At 71.3% G+C, this 17,173-nt stretch carries 15 protein-coding genes; 10 read left to right on the top strand and 5 right to left on the bottom strand.

The genetic code is table 11. The features are described from left to right. Positions 1 to 183: 183 nt before the first annotated feature. On the top strand, positions 184 to 1,959 hold the full coding sequence (locus tag ACFZBT_RS07105; protein ID WP_391099380.1) for a biotin carboxylase N-terminal domain-containing protein: 1,776 nt from the start codon (positions 184 to 186) through the stop codon (positions 1,957 to 1,959). Between the two features lie 436 nt (positions 1,960 to 2,395). Here ACFZBT_RS07105 and ACFZBT_RS07100 read toward each other — a convergent pair whose 3' ends face one another. Further along, positions 2,396 to 3,382 carry a DeoR family transcriptional regulator gene (locus ACFZBT_RS07100; protein ID WP_391099378.1) on the bottom strand — a complete coding sequence of 329 codons (987 nt, stop codon included), beginning with the start codon at positions 3,380 to 3,382 and terminating at the stop codon, positions 2,396 to 2,398. 165 nt (positions 3,383 to 3,547) lie between these two features. Continuing rightward, a complete protein-coding gene (locus tag ACFZBT_RS07095) occupies positions 3,548 to 4,996 on the bottom strand; it encodes an NAD(P)H-quinone dehydrogenase (protein ID WP_391099375.1) in 1,449 nt (482 codons plus the stop codon). Between the two features lie 96 nt (positions 4,997 to 5,092). Here ACFZBT_RS07095 and ACFZBT_RS07090 point away from each other — a divergent pair, with 96 nt between their 5' ends. From ACFZBT_RS07090 to ACFZBT_RS07080, 3 genes are all read left to right on the top strand, one after another. Further along, the gene (locus ACFZBT_RS07090) at positions 5,093 to 5,530 is read left to right on the top strand and encodes a gamma-glutamylcyclotransferase (protein WP_189722895.1); all 438 of its coding nucleotides are present in this window, start codon (positions 5,093 to 5,095) and stop codon (positions 5,528 to 5,530) included. Positions 5,531 to 5,627: 97 nt separating this feature from the next. Then, a complete protein-coding gene (locus ACFZBT_RS07085; protein WP_391099373.1) occupies positions 5,628 to 6,464 on the top strand; it encodes a purine-nucleoside phosphorylase in 837 nt (278 codons plus the stop codon). A gap of 450 nt (positions 6,465 to 6,914) precedes the next feature. After that, positions 6,915 to 8,558, top strand: coding sequence for a phospho-sugar mutase (locus ACFZBT_RS07080; RefSeq protein WP_391099371.1), 1,644 nt, complete (start codon positions 6,915 to 6,917; stop codon positions 8,556 to 8,558). A 58-nt stretch (positions 8,559 to 8,616) separates the two neighbouring features. Here the strand turns inward: ACFZBT_RS07080 and ACFZBT_RS07075 are convergent, their stop codons facing one another. Next, the gene (locus tag ACFZBT_RS07075) at positions 8,617 to 9,297 is read right to left on the bottom strand and encodes a PH domain-containing protein (RefSeq protein WP_391099369.1); all 681 of its coding nucleotides are present in this window, start codon (positions 9,295 to 9,297) and stop codon (positions 8,617 to 8,619) included. A gap of 155 nt (positions 9,298 to 9,452) precedes the next feature. Between ACFZBT_RS07075 and deoC the strand changes: the two genes are divergently transcribed. The 3 genes from deoC to ACFZBT_RS07060 are packed head-to-tail and all read left to right on the top strand — an operon-like array spanning position 9,453 to position 12,750. Next, the gene (gene deoC, locus ACFZBT_RS07070) at positions 9,453 to 10,415 is read left to right on the top strand and encodes a deoxyribose-phosphate aldolase (protein WP_391099367.1); all 963 of its coding nucleotides are present in this window, start codon (positions 9,453 to 9,455) and stop codon (positions 10,413 to 10,415) included. A gap of 21 nt (positions 10,416 to 10,436) precedes the next feature. Continuing rightward, positions 10,437 to 11,873, top strand: coding sequence for an aldehyde dehydrogenase family protein (locus tag ACFZBT_RS07065; RefSeq protein ID WP_391099364.1), 1,437 nt, complete (start codon positions 10,437 to 10,439; stop codon positions 11,871 to 11,873). Further along, positions 11,866 to 12,750: an aldehyde dehydrogenase family protein gene (locus tag ACFZBT_RS07060; protein WP_391099361.1), complete on the top strand. Its 885-nt coding sequence runs from the start codon at positions 11,866 to 11,868 to the stop codon at positions 12,748 to 12,750. Before ACFZBT_RS07065 ends, ACFZBT_RS07060 begins: the two co-directional genes overlap by 8 nt. A 79-nt stretch (positions 12,751 to 12,829) precedes the next feature. Here the strand turns inward: ACFZBT_RS07060 and ACFZBT_RS07055 are convergent, their stop codons facing one another. Continuing rightward, positions 12,830 to 13,576, bottom strand: coding sequence for a TetR/AcrR family transcriptional regulator C-terminal domain-containing protein (locus ACFZBT_RS07055; RefSeq protein ID WP_391099359.1), 747 nt, complete (start codon positions 13,574 to 13,576; stop codon positions 12,830 to 12,832). A gap of 127 nt (positions 13,577 to 13,703) precedes the next feature. Here ACFZBT_RS07055 and ACFZBT_RS07050 point away from each other — a divergent pair, with 127 nt between their 5' ends. Both ACFZBT_RS07050 and ACFZBT_RS07045 read left to right on the top strand, forming a co-directional pair. After that, entirely contained in the window at positions 13,704 to 14,300 is a 597-nt protein-coding gene (locus ACFZBT_RS07050; protein ID WP_391099357.1) for an NAD(P)H-dependent oxidoreductase, read from the top strand. After that, positions 14,297 to 15,835, top strand: a complete 1,539-nt coding sequence (locus ACFZBT_RS07045; RefSeq protein WP_391099354.1) for a DHA2 family efflux MFS transporter permease subunit — start codon at positions 14,297 to 14,299, stop codon at positions 15,833 to 15,835. The genes ACFZBT_RS07050 and ACFZBT_RS07045 overlap by 4 nt, the downstream gene beginning before the upstream one ends. 1 nt (position 15,836) lies before the next feature. On the opposite strand, the gene ACFZBT_RS07040 is transcribed toward ACFZBT_RS07045, so the two are convergent. Next, a complete protein-coding gene (locus ACFZBT_RS07040) occupies positions 15,837 to 16,238 on the bottom strand; it encodes a hypothetical protein (protein WP_391099352.1) in 402 nt (133 codons plus the stop codon). 56 nt (positions 16,239 to 16,294) lie between these two features. On the opposite strand from ACFZBT_RS07040, the gene ACFZBT_RS07035 reads away from it, so the two are divergent. Continuing rightward, a complete protein-coding gene (locus ACFZBT_RS07035) occupies positions 16,295 to 16,999 on the top strand; it encodes a uridine kinase (RefSeq protein ID WP_391099350.1) in 705 nt (234 codons plus the stop codon). Positions 17,000 to 17,173: the final 174 nt, after the last annotated feature.

Genomic DNA, 17,173 nt, shown 5'->3' with positions numbered 1-17,173 from the left:
TGGCCACAGGGGAGGGCTAGGGTTTCCCGCAGGAGTGCTGCGTACCGCGGTGCGACAAGGGATTTCGCGGGTCGAGCGAGCCTCGCATCACGCTCCGTGTGGGCAAGCTCACCACTGGGGACGGGTCGAAGTGCCGTGTCGGCAGTCCCTAAACTCGGCTTGTTTCAAGGAGGGAGCCTCATCGTGCGCAAGGTGCTCATCGCCAACCGTGGCGAAATCGCTGTCCGTGTGGCCCGGGCCTGCCGGGATGCCGGCATCGCGAGCGTGGCCGTCTACGCCGACCCTGATCGGGACGCTCTGCATGTCCGCGCCGCGGATGAGGCGTTCGCCCTGGGCGGTGACACCCCGGGCACCAGCTATCTCGACATCGAGAAGGTGCTGAAGGCCGCGCGGGAGGCGGGCGCGGACGCCATCCACCCCGGCTACGGCTTTCTCTCCGAGAACGCTGACTTCGCGCAGGCCGTGCTGGACACGGACCTGATCTGGATCGGCCCGCCCCCGCAGGCGATCCGCGACCTCGGCGACAAGGTCGCCGCCCGGCACATCGCGCAGCGCGCGGGTGCCCCGCTGGTCGCGGGCACGCCCGACCCGGTCTCCGGTGCCGACGAGGTCGTCGCCTTCGCCGAGCAGCACGGTCTGCCGATCGCCATCAAGGCGGCCTTCGGCGGCGGCGGCCGAGGCCTGAAGGTCGCGCGCACGCTCGAAGAGGTGCCCGAGCTGTACGACTCGGCGGTGCGCGAGGCGGTCGCCGCCTTCGGGCGTGGCGAGTGCTTCGTCGAGCGCTACCTGGACAAGCCGCGGCACGTGGAGACCCAGTGCCTGGCCGACCAGCACGGCAACGTCGTGGTGGTCTCCACCCGTGACTGCTCCCTCCAGCGCCGGCACCAGAAGCTGGTCGAGGAGGCCCCCGCGCCCTTCCTGTCCGAGGCGCAGGTGGAGGAGCTGTACTCGGCCTCCAAGGCGATCCTGAAGGAGGCCGGCTACGTCGGCGCCGGCACGGTCGAGTTCCTCGTCGGCCTCGACGGCACGATCTCCTTCCTCGAGGTCAACACCCGCCTCCAGGTGGAGCACCCGGTCACCGAGGAGGTCGCCGGCATCGACCTCGTCCGCGAGATGTTCCGCATCGCCGACGGCGAGGTCCTCGGCTACGACGACCCCGTGCTGCGCGGTCACTCCTTCGAGTTCCGCATCAACGGCGAGGACCCGGGGCGCAACTTCCTCCCCGCCCCCGGCACGGTCACGAAGTTCGACCCGCCGGCCGGGCCGGGTGTCCGCCTGGACGCGGGCGTGGAGTCCGGGTCGGTCATCGGCCCGGCGTGGGACTCGCTGCTGGCCAAGCTGATCGTCACCGGCCGCACGCGTGCGGAGGCGCTGCAGCGGGCCGCCCGGGCGCTGGAGGAGTTCCAGGTCGAGGGCATGGCGACGGCGATCCCGTTCCACCGTGCGGTGGTGAAGGACCCGGCGTTCGCGCCCGAGCTGACCGGCTCGTCCGACCCGTTCACGGTCCACACCCGCTGGATCGAGACCGAGTTCGTCAACGAGATCAAGCCCTTCGCCGCGCCGGCCGATGCCACCGAGGCGGAGGACGAACTGGACCGCGAGACGGTCGTCGTCGAGGTCGGCGGCAAGCGCCTGGAGGTCTCCCTCCCGGCCTCGCTGGGCATGTCCCTGGCCCGCACGGGCCTGGCGGCGGGCGCCAAGCCCAAGCGCCGCGCGGCGAAGAAGTCGGGCCCTGTCGCCTCCGGTGACACCCTCGCCTCTCCCATGCAGGGCACCATCGTCAAGGTGGCCGTCGAGGAGGGCCAGGAGGTCAAGGAGGGCGACCTGGTCGTCGTCCTGGAAGCGATGAAGATGGAACAGCCCCTGAACGCCCACAGGTCGGGCACGATCAAGGGCCTCAGCGCGGAGATCGGCGCGTCGGTCACGTCCGGCGCGGCGATCTGCGAGATCAAGGACTGAGGCGGCTACGCGCACGCACGCCTACGGCGCGGCTCCGGGTCGGGGCCGCGCCGGGGGGTGTCCGTCCTCGGAACGTCGCGATGGGGTCTCACGCCGACTGACTGTCCGTTGACGCGACAACCGCTGCGGGCGAACACCCCCCGACACGTCCCCTTACGTACGTCGGCGGGTGCGGCTGCGCGGGGGCGGGCCACCCCAACTGCGGACATGCGTGCCGCCCCAGCTACGGGCGCCGGTCCCGCCTAGCTGCGGACATGCGTGCCGCCCCAGCTGCGGACATGCGTGCCGCCCCAGCTGCGGGCATGCGTGCCGCTAAGGGCGGCACGGGTGGGCGCAGCGGCACCCCGCCCCGCCGGGCTGCGAAACCCCCCGCCTCCAGCACCCACGCCGAGCACCTGGCAGCCACCAGCGACGGGACCCACCCACCCGGCGGCTCCTACCGCCGCCGCAGATCCGCCACCCGCGCCCGCTCCGCCCCAGGCCCCTGCTCACCCAAGATCGAGGCGGAGCGCAACTGCCCCCCGGCCCCCGGAACCTGACGCCGAGGCCCGGGCAACGGCACATCCCGCCGCTGCTGACGAGCCGGGACCGCATCACCCCCCGGTCCCCCGGCCCCCGCCCCCGCCCCCGCGGAACCGCCTTGCCCCCCGGCGACTGCGATCTGCACCCCCTGGTCGGCAAGCGCCTGAAGCTCCGTGCCCGCACGATCGTCATGCGCGGGCGGCTCGTCCGTCACAAGGCGCGTGATGAGATCCGTGGGCACGGTCTGGAACATCGTGTCCGTCCCGAGCTTCGTATGGTCGGCAAGCACCACCACCTCCGCGGCCGCCTGCACCAACGCCCGGTCGACGGACGCCGACAGCATGTTGGACGTGGACAGCCCGCGCTCGGCGGTGAGACCGCTCCCGGACAGAAACGCCCGCGACACCCGCAGCCCGTGCAGGGACTGCTCGGCACCACTGCCGACCAGGGCGTAGTTCGAGCCGCGGAGCGTACCGCCGGTCATCACGACCTCGACCCGGTTGGCATGGGCCAATGCCTGTGCCACCAGCAGCGAGTTGGTGACGACGGTCAGTCCGGGCACCCGGGCGAGCCGGCGCGCCAGCTCCTGGGTGGTCGTACCCGCCCCGACCACGATCGCCTCGCCCTCTTCCACGAGGTTCGCGGCGAGGTCGGCGATGGCGGTCTTCTCGGCGGTCGCGAGATGGGATTTCTGCGGAAAGCCGGACTCCCGCGTGAAACCGCCCGGCAGTACCGCACCGCCGTGCCGGCGGTCGAGGAGTCCTTCTGCCTCCAGCGCGCGCACGTCCCGCCGTACGGTCACTTCGGAGGTCTGGACGACGCGGGCGAGCTCACGGAGCGACACGGCCCCGTTCGCTCGCACCATTTCGAGGATCAATTGGCGACGTTCTGCAGCGAACACGAAACTGACAGTAACGCCAGCGACCGTCTGCTTTCAGCAGTTTGCGCTGAATAGCAGAAGATGTTCGCACCGAGCAGCGGGAAGTGGTATAGAGCCTAGTCCCGCCGCCTATGCCACACACATGGTCGAATACTCCCCGTGACCAGGGAGGAGCCGGTTTCGGCCTCAGCCCTCGCCGGTCTCCTTGCGCGTGTGCAACTGCCGTGCCACTTCGGCGATCGAGCCCGACAGCGAGGGGTAGACGGTGAAGGCGTTCGCGATCTGCTCGACGGTCAGATTGTTGTCGACCGCGATCGAGATCGGGTGGATCAGTTCCGAGGCACGCGGCGCCACGACGACACCACCGACCACGATCCCGGTGCCCGGCCGGCAGAAGATCTTGACGAAGCCGTCGCGGATGCCCTGCATCTTGGCGCGCGGGTTGCGCAGCAGCGGCAGCTTGACGACCCGGGCGTCGATCTTCCCGCCGTCGACGTCGGCCTGGCTGTAGCCGACGGTGGCGATCTCCGGGTCGGTGAAGACGTTCGACGAGACCGTCTTGAGGTTCAGCGGGGCCACGGCGTCGCCCAGGAAGTGGTACATGGCGATGCGGCCCTGCATGGCGGCCACCGAGGCCAGGGCGAACACGCCGGTCACGTCACCGGCGGCATACACACCCGGAGCGGTCGTACGGGACACCTTGTCGGTCCAGATGTGGCCGGACTCGCGCAGCCGGACACCGGCGTCCTCCAGCCCCATGCCCGCGCTGTTGGGCACGGCGCCGACGGCCATCAGACAGTGCGACCCGGTGATGACGCGTCCGTCGGAGAGGGTCACCTCGACCCGGTCCCCGACCCGCTTGGCGGACTGCGCCCGGGTACGCCCCATGACGTTCATGCCGCGCCGCCGGAAGACGTCCTCCAGCACGGCGGCCGCGTCCGGGTCCTCGCCCGGCAGCACGCGGTCCCGCGACGACACGAGCGTCACCCTGGAACCCAGCGCCTGGTAGGCGCCCGCGAACTCGGCACCGGTCACACCCGACCCGACCACGATCAGCTCCTCGGGGAGCTCGTCGAGGTCGTACACCTGGGTCCAGTTCAGGATCCGCTCACCATCGGGCAGGGCATCGGGCAGCTCACGCGGATGCCCACCGGTGGCGATGAGCACGGCATCCGCCGTCAGGGTCTCCTCACTCCCGTCAGCGGCGCGCACCACGACCTTCCGCGACCCGTCGAGCGCCTGCATGCCCTCCAGCCGCCCGCGCCCGCGCATGACGCGCGCCCCGGCACGCGTCACGGAGGCGGCGATGTCGTGAGACTGGGCGAGCGCGAGCCGCTTCACACGCCGGTTGACCTTCCCCAGGTCCACACCCACCACCCGGGCGGCCTGCTCCACATGCGGGGTGTCGTCGGCGACGATGATCCCCAGCTCCTCGTACGACGAGTCGAAGGTGGTCATCACCTCGGCCGTCGCGATCAGAGTCTTCGACGGCACGCAGTCGGTGAGCACCGACGCCCCGCCCAGACCGTCGCAGTCGACGACGGTCACCTCCGCGCCGAGTTGAGCGGCCACCAGCGCCGCTTCGTATCCGCCGGGTCCGCCACCGATGATCACGATCCGAGTCACGTACTCCATTGTCCCGCACCCCTCAACGCGACACCGCCCGGGGGCCCGCCGCGATGCGGCTCCGTTACGCGAGTGACGCGAGTCCACCTGCCGTACCCTTCCCCCATGTCGCTCTACGCCGCGTACGCCGGCAACCTCGACGCGCGGCTGATGTCCCGCCGCGCTCCGCACTCGCCGCTGCGCGCCACCGGCTGGCTGAACGGGTGGCGGCTGACGTTCGGCGGCGAGCACATGGGCTGGGAGGGCGCCCTGCCGACGATCGTCGAGGACCCCACCTCCCAGGTCTTCGTCTCCCTCTACGACATCGCCCCCATGGACGAGGACTCGATGGACCGATGGGAGGGCGTGGGCCTGGAGATCTACCGGCGTACACGGGTACGGGTGCACACCCTGGAAGGCGACGAGCCCGCCTGGTCCTACGCCCTCAACGCCTACGAGGGCGGCCTCCCCTCCGCCCGCTACCTGGGCGAGATCGCCGACGCGGCCGAATCGGCCGGCGCTCCGCACGACTACGTGATGGAACTCCGCAAGCGCCCCTGCTGAGCCGGGCCCCCCTCGTCGGAAACGACAAGACAACGATCGCCACCCCGTCGGCTCCACCATCTACGCGCGTAGGCATTCACCGGCTACCCTCGTCGGCGTGAACGCATCTCTTCTTCCGGACGACATCCAGGGCGCGGCCCCGATCGACCCCAGGGCCGCCGCCGACGCCGCCGCGGCCCGCCTGCGCGAACTGACGGGCGCCGAGACCCACGACGTCGCCCTCGTGATGGGCTCCGGCTGGGCCCCGGCCGTGGACGCCCTGGGCGACCCCGACGCCGAGTTCCAGGTCACCGAGCTGCCCGGCTTCCCGCCCCCGGCGGTCGAGGGCCACGGAGGCAAGATCCGCTCGTACAGGATCGGCGACAAGCGCGCCCTGGTCTTCCTCGGCCGCACGCACTACTACGAGGGCCGCGGCGTGGCCGCCGTCTCCCACGGCGTCCGCACCGCAGTGGCGGCCGGCTGCAAGACGATCGTCCTCACCAACGGCTGCGGCGGCCTGCGCGAGGGCATGCGCCCCGGCCAGCCGGTCCTGATCAGCGACCACATCAACCTCACGGCCACCTCCCCCATCATCGGCGCCAACTTCGTCGACCTCACCGACCTCTACTCCCCGCGCCTGCGCGCCCTGTGCAAGGAGGTCGACCCCACCCTGGAGGAGGGCGTCTACGCGCAGTTCCCCGGCCCGCACTACGAGACTCCGGCCGAGATCCGCATGGCCCGCGTCATCGGCGCGGACCTGGTGGGCATGTCGACGGTCCTCGAAGCGATCGCCGCGCGCGAGGCGGGCGCCGAGGTCCTGGGCATCTCCCTCGTCACCAACCTCGCCGCGGGCATGACGGGCGAGCCCCTCAACCACGAGGAGGTCCTCCAGGCAGGCCGTGATTCGGCGACGAGGATGGGTTCCCTGCTGGCTCAGGTACTGGGCCGCCTGTAGGCCCACCCGGCGTCGATACTGGGATCGGGTGGGTACGCAGCCCGGCGTTGCGGGGTGCCTCCCCCACTCTCGGCTTCGCTCGAGCGGGGGACCCCCACCGCCCACCCGTGCCGCCCCCAGCGGCACGCACGCCCGCAGCTAGGCGGGACCGGCGCCCGTAGCTGGGGCGGCGCGCATGTCCGCAGCTGAGGCGGCCCGCCCCCGCGCAGCCGCACCCGCCGGACGGACGCAAGGGGACGTGCCGGGGGGGGTGTCCGCCCGCAGCGGTTGTCGCGTCAACGGACAGCCAGTCGGCGTGAGACCCCATCGCGACGTTCCGAGGACGGACACCCCCCGGCGCGGCCCCGACCCACACCCAGGGCGAAGGCGCTACGCGCACCCCCACCCAAGCCGCACAGGCCGCCGCAGGCATGGCCCGCCACCACACACAACCGAGAGGCGACACCGACCGTGCACGACGAACTCATCGCACAGGCCCAGGCGTGGCTCACCGAGGACCCCGACCCGGACACCCGCACCGAGCTCGCCCGCCTCCTCGACGCCCAGGATCACACCGAACTCGCCGCCCGCTTCTCCGGCACCCTCCAGTTCGGCACCGCCGGCCTCCGAGGCGAACTCGGCGCCGGCCCCATGCGCATGAACCGCTCGGTCGTCATCCGCGCCGCCGCCGGCCTCGCCGCGTACCTCAAGACGCAGGGCCACGACAACGGCCTGGTCGTCATCGGCTACGACGCCCGCCACAAGTCGTACGACTTCGCCCAGGACACCGCCGCCGTCATGACCGGCGCCGGCCTCCGCGCCGCAGTCCTCCCCCGCCCCCTCCCCACCCCCGTCCTCGCCTTCGCCATACGGCACCTCGGCGCCGTCGCCGGCGTGGAGGTCACCGCCAGCCACAACCCACCCCGCGACAACGGCTACAAGGTCTACCTGGGCGACGGCTCCCAGATCGTCCCCCCGGCCGACATCGACATCGCGGCAGAGATCGCCGCCATCCAGTCCCTCACCACCGTCCCCCGCCCCACCCACGGCTGGGACACCCTCGACGACAGCGTCCTCGACGCCTACCTCACCCGCACCGACGCAGTCCTGGCCAAGGATTCCCCCCGCACGGCCCGCACGGTGTACACGGCGATGCACGGCGTAGGCAAGGACGTCCTCCTCGCGGCCTTCGCCCGCGCAGGCTTCCCGCCCCCGGCCCTCGTCACGGAACAGGCCGACCCCGACCCGGACTTCCCGACCGTCGCGTTCCCCAACCCGGAGGAACCCGGCGCGATGGACCTGGCGTTCGCGAAGGCCCGCGAAACCAACCCCGACCTGATCATCGCCAACGACCCGGACGCGGACCGCTGCGCCGTCGCAGTACGAGCCGGTGACGGCGACGACACCGGCTGGCGCATGCTCCACGGCGACGAGGTCGGCGCCCTCCTCGCCGCCCACCTGGTCCACCGCGGAGCGACCGGCACATTCGCGGAGTCGATCGTCTCGTCCTCTCTCCTCGGCCGTATCGCCGAGAAGGCGGGACTCCCCCACGTCGAGACCCTCACCGGCTTCAAGTGGATCGCCCGCGCCGAAGGCCTGCGCTACGGCTACGAGGAGGCCCTCGGCTACTGCGTGGACCCCGACGGTGTACGCGACAAGGACGGCATCACGGCCGCGCTCCTGATCACGGAACTGGCCTCTCAGCTCAAGGAGGAGGGCCGCACCCTCCTCGACCTCCTCGACGACCTGGCCGTGGAGCACGGCCTGCACGCCACGGACCAGCTGTCAGTCCGCGTGGAGGACCTCTCCCTCATCGCCGCCGCGATGCGCCGCCTGCGCGAGCAGCCCCCGTCGGAACTGGCCGGCCTCCGCATCACCCGCACCGACGACCTCACCCAGGGCACGGAATCCCTCCCGCCCACCGACGGCCTGCGCTACACGCTGGACGGCGCCCGGGTGATCGTCCGCCCGAGCGGCACGGAACCGAAGCTCAAGTGCTACCTGGAGGTCGTGATCCCGGTCGCGTCACGCGCCGACCTCCCCACGGCCCACGCGAAGGCGTCGACGCTCCTGGAGTCGATGAAGCGCGACCTGTCGAGGGCAGCGGGCATCTGACCACACGAAAAGGAGGGGTGCCCCACCCAGGGGCACCCCTCCCCAGACCCCCTGCCCCCTACCCCAAAGCCAGCAGGATCGCGACAAGCACGGCCCCCGCAGCCGCCGGCCCCACCACCTCATAGGCCCACCGCACGGTCACCTCACCCTGTGCGGTCTCCGCCCCGTGCCGCGCCTCATGCAGCCCCCGCAACTCGTCCATGATCCGGTCGGTCTCCGCCCGCGCGGGCCCCTCTGCCTCCGGACCGCCACGACCGAGCCCCTGCCCCGCACGCATCCCGAGAGCGCTGCCCCGCCCCTCGTCCCGCCCCATGACCCGCCGCGCCTGCGCGGTCGCCCGCATCTCCTGCCGCGCGGCCTTCTTACGGGCACGCAGTGACACGGGGACGGCCCACAGCTGGTACTTGGTGCCGGACTCGGTGAGGGCCTCGTTCGAGTAGGCGGACTTCAGCGCGGCGACCTGCCCCCAGGGCAGCGCGATGACACGGAAGGGGTTGCGGATCCGCAGCAGGTCGTCGCCCGCGTACACGGCGGGCCGCAGGGTGAAGGCGACGACGAGCGGCACGACGAGCAGCATCACCGCGAGCGTCAGCCACTGCGTGCGCCCCTGCCCCGACACGAGCGCGTCGACGCCGAGCCACCCGGCGATGGCGAGCAGCATCACACCACCGGCGATGGCCGGGGCCGACCGGTAGACCCGGTCCTTGGACTCGGGCGACTGGGACTCGGGACTGGTCATAGGTCGATTCTGCCGGACGCCGACACCCCCGCCCCCGGCACCCCGGCTCGAACCCCTGCTCCCCACTCAAGGCGAAAGCCCCGCCCCCACCCCCACCCAAGTCAACCCCGGGGCTGTACAGCCGCTACGCGCGTAGATATGCTCGTCTGGTGACCATGCCCAGTTCTGCACTCACCGCAGCTCACCCCCTCAAGGACGTCACCACGTCCGACAGCGCGCTGCGCCGCTTCCTCCACGGGCTCCCCGGCGTCGACGCGGTCGGACTCGAAGGACGCGCGGCCTCGCTCGGTACGCGTTCGATCAAGACGACCGCGAAGGCGTACGCCATCGACCTCGCCATCTCGATGGTCGACCTGACGACGCTGGAAGGCGCGGACACCCCGGGCAAGGTCCGGGCCCTCGGCGCCAAGGCGGTCAGGCCCGACCCGACCGACCGTACGACGCCCGCCACCGCCGCGGTCTGCGTCTACCCCGACATGGTGGCCGCGGCCAAGGAGGCCGTCGCCGGTTCCACCGTGAAGGTCGCCTCGGTCGCCACCGCCTTCCCGGCGGGCCGCGCCCCGCTCACCGTCAAGCTGGCCGACGTCCGCGAGGCCGTCGCCGCGGGCGCCGACGAGATCGACATGGTCATCGACCGCGGCGCGTTCCTCGCGGGCCGCTACCTGAAGGTGTACGACGAGATCACCGCCGTCCGGGAGGCCTGCGGAACGTCCGCGCGCCTGAAGGTCATCTTCGAGACGGGCGAGCTGTCCACGTACGACAACATCCGCCGCGCGAGCTGGCTCGGGATGCTGGCGGGCGCGGACTTCATCAAGACCTCCACCGGCAAGGTCGCGGTGAACGCAACCCCGGCCAACACCCTCCTCATGCTGGAGGCCGTCCGCGACTTCCGCGCCCAGACGGGTATCCAGGTCGGTGTGAAGCCGGCCGGCGGCATCCGCACCACCAAGGACGCCGTCAAGTTCCTCGTCCTGGTCAACGAGACCGCGGGCGACGACTGGCTGGACAACCACTGGTTCCGCTTCGGCGCCTCCTCACTGCTGAACGACCTCCTGATGCAGCGCCAGAAGCTGGCCACGGGCCGCTACTCCGGCCCCGACTACGTGACGGTGGACTGAGACCTCATGACCAGGGAAAACATGCCACGCGCATTCGATTACGCCCCGGCCCCCGAGTCCCGCGCGGTCGTCGACATCGCGCCCTCGTACGGCCTGTTCATCGACGGTGAGTTCACCGACGCGGCCGACGGCAAGGTCTTCAAGACGGTCAGCCCGTCCTCCGAAGAGGTCCTCTCCGAGATCGCCCAGGCGGGCGAGGCGGACGTGGACCGTGCCGTACAGGCCGCCCGCAAGGCGTTCGAGAAGTGGTCGGCCCTCCCGGGCACGGAGCGCGCGAAGTACCTCTTCCGGATCGCCCGCATCATCCAGGAGCGCTCCCGCGAGCTGGCCGTCCTCGAGACCCTCGACAACGGCAAGCCGATCAAGGAGACACGCGACGCCGACCTGCCCCTGGTCGCCGCGCACTTCTTCTACTACGCGGGCTGGGCCGACAAGCTCGACCACGCGGGCTTCGGCACTTCACCGAAGCCCCTGGGCGTGGCGGGCCAGGTCATCCCCTGGAACTTCCCGCTCCTGATGCTGGCGTGGAAGATCGCCCCGGCCCTCGCGACCGGCAACACGGTCGTCCTGAAGCCCGCCGAGACGACCCCCCTCTCCGCCCTCTTCTTCGCGGACATCTGCCGCCAGGCAGGTCTCCCCAAGGGCGTCGTCAACATCCTCCCCGGCTACGGCGACACGGGCGCCGCGCTGGTGGCCCACCCGGATGTGAACAAGGTCGCCTTCACCGGCTCCACGGCCGTCGGCAAGGAGATCGCGCGCACGGTCGCCGGCACCCGCAAGAAGCTCACCCTCGAACTGGGCGGCAAGGGCGCCAACATCGTCTTCGACGACGCCCCCATCGACCAGGCCGTCGAGGGCATCGTGACCGGCATCTTCTTCAACCAGGGCCAGGTCTGCTGCGCCGGCAGCCGCCTCCTGGTCCAGGAGTCGATCCAGGACGAGCTGCTCGACTCCCTCAAGCGCCGCCTGTCGACGCTCCGCCTCGGCGACCCGCTCGACAAGAACACGGACATCGGGGCGATCAACTCCGCGGAGCAGCTGGCCCGGATCACCTCGCTCGTCGAGGCGGGCGAGGCGGAGGGCGCCGAACGCTGGTCCCCCGCCTGCGAACTCCCCTCCTCCGGCTACTGGTTCGCCCCGACGCTCTTCACAAACGTCACCCAGGCGCACCGGATCGCCCGCGACGAGATCTTCGGCCCGGTGCTGTCGGTCCTGACCTTCCGCACCCCGGACGAGGCGGTCGCCAAGGCCAACAACACGCAGTACGGCCTCTCGGCCGGCATCTGGACGGAGAAGGGCTCGCGCATCCTGGCGGTCGCGAACAAGCTCCGCGCGGGTGTCGTCTGGTCCAACACGTTCAACAAGTTCGACCCGACCTCGCCGTTCGGCGGGTACAAGGAGTCGGGCTTCGGCCGCGAGGGCGGCCGCCACGGCCTGGAGGCGTACCTCGATGTCTGACCGCTTGACTGTCTTCAAGACCTACAAGCTGTACGTCGGCGGGAAGTTCCCGCGTTCCGAGAGCGGCCGGGTGTACGAGGTGACGGACTCAAAGGGCAAGTGGCTCGCGAACGCCCCCCTCTCCTCCCGCAAGGACGCCCGTGACGCGGTCGTAGCGGCGCGCAAGGCGTTCGGCGGCTGGTCCGGCGCGACGGCGTACAACCGCGGTCAGGTCCTCTACCGCGTCGCCGAGATGCTGGAGGGCCGCCGCGACCAGTTCGCCCGTGAGGTGGCGGACGCGGAGGGCCTGTCGAAGTCCAAGGCGGCGGCGGTCGTGGACGCGACGATCGACCGCTGGGTCTGGTACGCGGGCTGGACGGACAAGATCGCCCAGGTGGTGGGCGGCGGCAACCCGGTGGCGGGCCCGTTCTTCAACCTGTCCTCTCCTGAACCGACGGGCGTGGTCGCGATCGTGGCCCCCCAGGATTCCTCCTTCCTGGGCCTGGTGTCGGTGCTGGCCCCGGTGATCGCGACGGGCAACACGGCGATCGTGGTGGCGAGCGAGACGTCCCCGCTCCCCGCCCTCTCCCTGGCGGAGGTCCTGGCCACCTCCGACGTCCCCGGCGGCGTGGTCAACGTCCTCTCGGGCCGCACGGCGGAGATCGCGACCCCGCTCTCCTCCCACCAGGACGTCAACGCGATCGACCTCGCGGGCGCCGACGAGTCCCTCGCCAAGGAACTGGAGATCGCGGCGGCCGACAACCTCAAGCGCGTCCTGCGTCCACAGCCTGTGGATTACACGGAGACCCCGGGCACCGACCGCATGACGGCGTTCCTGGAGACGAAAACGGTCTGGCACCCCACGGGGTCACTGGGCGCGTCGGGTTCCTCGTACTAGACGCCCCCCGACACCCTCAATACGGAAGCCCCGGCCCTCCTCCGTCCAGGAGAGCCGGGGCTTCTTCCGTGCGCCCCCGTCAGATCCCGAGCCGCTGCGCGATGCCGTCGAGCACGCAGTCGAGGCCGAACGTGAACTCCCAGGCGCGGTCGTCCTTGCGGCTCGCGCCGAGGGCGTACTGCTCGAAGGCCGGATAGCGGCCCGTGCTCATCAGGTAGCGCATCTGCGGGGCGAGGGCCTGGCGGGTCTCGTCACCGCTGGTCCAGCCGTGGCGTTCCTGGTAGTCACGTAGCGCGATCTCGGTCTGGGCCGCGCCGTGCACGTAGGAGGTGACGGTCCGCAGGACGGCCATCACCGAGTCGGGGTCCAGACCGTGGGCGGCGAGCGCGGACAACCCCCGTTCGGCCACGGCCATCCGCGCGGGTGTGAGCATGATGACCGGGGTGGGCATGACCGCCATCCACGGGTGGGCGAGCATCAGCTCCCGTGTCTGGAGGGCGTAGGCGCGCAGCACCTCCCGCCAGCCCGTCGCCCCGTCCGGCACGGTCAGCTCCCGGGACACCCGGTCGATCATGAGCGCCCAGAGATCGTCCTTGCCGTCGACATGCCGGTAGGCGGCCATGGGCGCGACGCCGAGCTTCGTGGCTAGACGGCGCATGGTGACGGCCGCGCCGCCCTCCTCGTCGGCGATCTCGACCGCGGCGGCGGCGATCCGCTCCAGGGTCAGTGAGGTGCGAGGGGCCGGGGCGGGCCGCTCCATGCGCTCCCAGAGGGAGGGCGCCTCGGCCCCGCTCTCCGCGCCCTCCTTCTTCTTCGCGACCGCCATGGTCCGCTCCTCCCGGTCGAAACGTCGCGTACAGCGTATCTCCAGTAGACGACGTACACATCTATGTGTACGTTGTACGCACAGGAGATACGCCGTACACAACGCCGTACACATCAGGGGGAGACCCATGCCCGCCACCGCCGAACCGCTCCGCGTCGCCGTTCTCGTCGGCTCGACCCGGGAGGGACGCTTCGCGCCCGTCGTGGCCAAGTGGCTGACCGGCCACCTCGACCAGCGCGACGACCTGCGCGCCGACGTCGTCGACCTCGCGGAGACGCCGCTGCCGACGGTGTTCCCGGCCTTCGGACAGCAGCCGCCACCCGGCACCGAGGAGCGGCTGGCCCTTGTGTCACCACGGCTCGCGGCCGCCGACGCCTTCGTCCTCGTCACACCCGAGTACAACCACAGCTTCCCGGCGTCCCTGAAGAACGCGATCGACTGGCACGGCGAGGAGTGGCACGGCAAGCCGATCGGCTTCGTCTCCTACGGTGGCCTGTCCGGCGGTCTGCGCGCGGTGGAGCAACTGCGGGTCGTCATGGCCGAGGTGAACGCCGCGACCATCCGCAACACCGTCAGCCTCCACAACGCCTGGAGCCGCTTCGACGAGGACGGCACGTGCACGGACCCCGCCGCCGACACCGCCGCGAAGGCCCTGCTCGACCAGCTCGCCTGGTGGGGCCACGCCCTGCGGGACGCCAAGTCCGTCCGTGACTACGTCGCATGACGGCCGAGCCCCGCACCGGGGAGACCACGGCCTCGCCCGCGAGCAACGCACATCCGGCCCGTCCCGACGCCCCGCCCTCCCGGCTTGTCGTCCTCGGCCTGCTGCTCGGCATCGTGCTCGCCACGCTCGACGGAACCGTCGTCGGCACCGCCCTGCCCACCATCGTCGGCGACCTGGGCGGTCTCGACCAGCTGTCCTGGGTGATCACGGCCTATCTGCTCACCACCGCCGTCTCGACCCCGATCTGGGGGAAACTCGGCGACCTCTACGGCCACAAGGGCAGCTATCTCACCTCCATCACCGTGTTCCTGATCGGCTCCGTGCTGTGCGGGCTCGCCCAGGACATGGGCCAGTTGATCGCCTTCCGGGCCTTTCAGGGCATCGGCGCGGGCGGCCTCTTCGTGGGTGCGCTCGCCCTCATCGGCACGCTGCTCACCCCGGCGGAGGCCGGGCGGGCCCAGTCGCTGATCGGTGTGCTGTTGCCCGCCGCGCTGATCGGTGGACCTCTGGCCGGCGGCTTCCTCACCGACCAGCTCGACTGGCGCTGGGTGTTCTACGTCAACGTCCCGGTCGGTGCGGTGGCACTCGCCCTGATCGGTTTCGGGGTGCGGCTGACCGCCGCCCGGGTCAAGGCCCGGATCGACCTGGCCGGAGCCGGACTGCTGACCGGCGCGATCCTCGCCCTGACCCTCCTGGCGAGCTGGGCCGGGACGACGTACGCCTGGTCGTCACCGCGGGTCATCGGGCTCGCCCTGGTCTCCGCGGTCGCGCTGGCCGCCTTCGTACGGGTCGAGCGGCGCGCCCCGGAACCGGTGATCCCGCCCCGGCTGTTCCGCGACCGCAACTTCTCGGTGGCGCAGGTGCTCAGCTTCGTCACGGGCGCGGCCATGCTGGCGGCGGCGAGCTATCTGCCCCAGTACCTGCAGTTCGTACGGGACATGTCGTCCACGGAAAGCGGACTGCTGCTGCTTCCGCTGATGCTGGGCATGATGACCGCCCAGCTCGTCATCGGCCGGCGGGTCGGCGACGGCGGGCGCTACCGCGGCTATCCCATCGCGGGCGGTGCGCTGGCCGCGGCGGGGGCGCTGGCCCTGCTGACGCTCGGCACGGCCACAACGGCACCTGTGGCCTCCGGCCTGACGCTGGTGCTGGGCGTGGGCATCGGCTGTCTGATGCAGCCGGCGATGCTCATCACGATGAACAGCGCGGAACCACGCGACATGGGGGCGGCCAGTGGCACCCAGACGTTGCTGCGCACCGTCGGCGGCTCGCTCGGTGTCGCCGTCCTCGGCTCCGTCTACACCAGCCGGCTCACGGCCGCTGTCACGGACCGGCTCGGCTCCGACGGCGCCCGGCTGACCGGCGGTGAGCTCACCCCCGAGGCACTGCGGGACCTGCCGGAGCCGGTCCGGGACGCCTTCCAGGCCGGCGTCGTGGACGGATTGCACGGTGTCGCACTCGGCACGGCAGTGCTGTCCGCCGTGGCGTTCGCGGTGTCCTGGCTGGTCCGGGAGGTCCCGCTGCGGGGCCGGTGAACTACCCCGAGACCAGCCTGGTGACCTGGCTCAGCACCAGGGCGTCCCCGACCGACGGCGCCTGGGCCACCGGGCCCGTCACCTCCTGGGAGTCCACCGGTTTGAAGTCGGCGACCTCGGTGCCGACGCTGTTGTCGAGCGGGTCGACTCCCGTACCGGCGAGCGGATTGGGCTTGAGGCCCGTGACCGTGCCGGTGGTGTAGGCGAGGGTGTCGCTCGCCGCCTGGAGACCGGCCCGGGTGTCGGTCTTTCCCGGGGCGGTGTGCACCAGGTCCAGGACCGAGCCGGCGCCCGCCGCGGCCGACGCCGTCGCCGCACCCGCCCCCAGCGCCACTCCCGCGGTCGCGAGGACGGCCAGGGCACGCTGGACGGTCGGCTTCTTCAATGAGTCGTGTCGGGCCATCGCTGCCACCTTCTGAGGCTCTTGGTAATCGGATCGACACGAAGGGTAGTTGAGATGTGACGCGCGCATCAAAGGCGACCCGCGGGGTCGTACGACCCCCGATGGATGCCTCACACTGGTGTCCCGTGAGTTCCCCTCTGCCCATACCGACGCGAGTCGTGCTGCTCTGCGGCCCTTCCGGCTCCGGCAAGTCCCTCCTCGCGGCCCGCTCCGGCCTTCCGGTGCTGCGGCTCGACGACTTCTACAAGGAGGGCGACGACCCGACTCTGCCTGTGGTGGAGGGGAGTTCGGACATCGACTGGGACCATCCGGACTCCTGGGACGCGGACACGGCCGTCGCCGCGATCACCCGGCTGTGCCGTACGGGCCGTACGGCCGTCCCCGTCTACGACCTCTCCCTCAGCGCCCGCACGGGCGAGGAGACGGTCGAGATCGGACGGACCCCGCTGTTCCTCGCGGAGGGCATCTTCGCCGCGGAGATCGTCGAACGCTGCCGGGAACTGGGCGTCCTGGCCGACGCGCTGTGCCTGAGCCGCGGCCCGGTGAAGACGTTCCGCCGCCGCTTCCTGCGGGATCTCAAGGAGGGCCGCAAGTCGGTGCCGTTCCTGCTGCGGCGCGGCTGGCGCCTGATGCGGCAGGAGCGCTCGATCGTGGCCCGGCAGAGCGCGCTGGGCGCGTACGCCTGTGACCGCGACGAGGCGATGGGCCGACTGGCGGCGGCCGCCGCGGGCCGGTCGGCGAGTCTCCGTACGGCGGCCTGAGGCACAAGCCCCTGAGCCACGGGCCTGAGACACCGGCCTGAGACACCGGCCTGAGACACGAGAACGAGAAAAGCGGGACTGGACGGACCCCCCGGCCCTCCAGTCCCGCTCTTGTGTTCCCCCGTGGTGCCCCCCCCTTTTCCTCCCCCTTGTTCCCCCGTGTCCCCACTCTCC

Source organism: Streptomyces sp. NPDC008137, assembly GCF_042957035.1.
Taxonomy (GTDB): Bacteria; Actinomycetota; Actinomycetes; order Streptomycetales; family Streptomycetaceae; genus Streptomyces.
The sequence above is the reverse complement of the archived record's forward strand: the minus strand, read 5'-3'. Positions and strand labels throughout refer to the sequence as shown.

Bases quoted from the DNA above. Each gene is read 5' to 3' on its own strand.
- ACFZBT_RS07065 (WP_391099364.1), top strand. From the start codon at position 10,437: ATGCCACGCGCATTCGATTACGCCCCGGCCCCCGAGTCCCGCGCGGTC.
- ACFZBT_RS07075 (WP_391099369.1), bottom strand. From the start codon at position 9,297: ATGACCAGTCCCGAGTCCCAGTCGCCCGAGTCCAAGGACCGGGTCTAC.
- ACFZBT_RS07045 (WP_391099354.1), top strand. From the start codon at position 14,297: ATGACGGCCGAGCCCCGCACCGGGGAGACCACGGCCTCGCCCGCGAGC.
- ACFZBT_RS07090 (WP_189722895.1), top strand. From the start codon at position 5,093: ATGTCGCTCTACGCCGCGTACGCCGGCAACCTCGACGCGCGGCTGATG.
- ACFZBT_RS07095 (WP_391099375.1), bottom strand. From the start codon at position 4,996: ATGGAGTACGTGACTCGGATCGTGATCATCGGTGGCGGACCCGGCGGA.
- deoC (WP_391099367.1), top strand. From the start codon at position 9,453: ATGCCCAGTTCTGCACTCACCGCAGCTCACCCCCTCAAGGACGTCACC.
- ACFZBT_RS07040 (WP_391099352.1), bottom strand. From the start codon at position 16,238: ATGGCCCGACACGACTCATTGAAGAAGCCGACCGTCCAGCGTGCCCTG.
- ACFZBT_RS07050 (WP_391099357.1), top strand. From the start codon at position 13,704: ATGCCCGCCACCGCCGAACCGCTCCGCGTCGCCGTTCTCGTCGGCTCG.
- ACFZBT_RS07055 (WP_391099359.1), bottom strand. From the start codon at position 13,576: ATGGCGGTCGCGAAGAAGAAGGAGGGCGCGGAGAGCGGGGCCGAGGCG.
- ACFZBT_RS07060 (WP_391099361.1), top strand. From the start codon at position 11,866: ATGTCTGACCGCTTGACTGTCTTCAAGACCTACAAGCTGTACGTCGGC.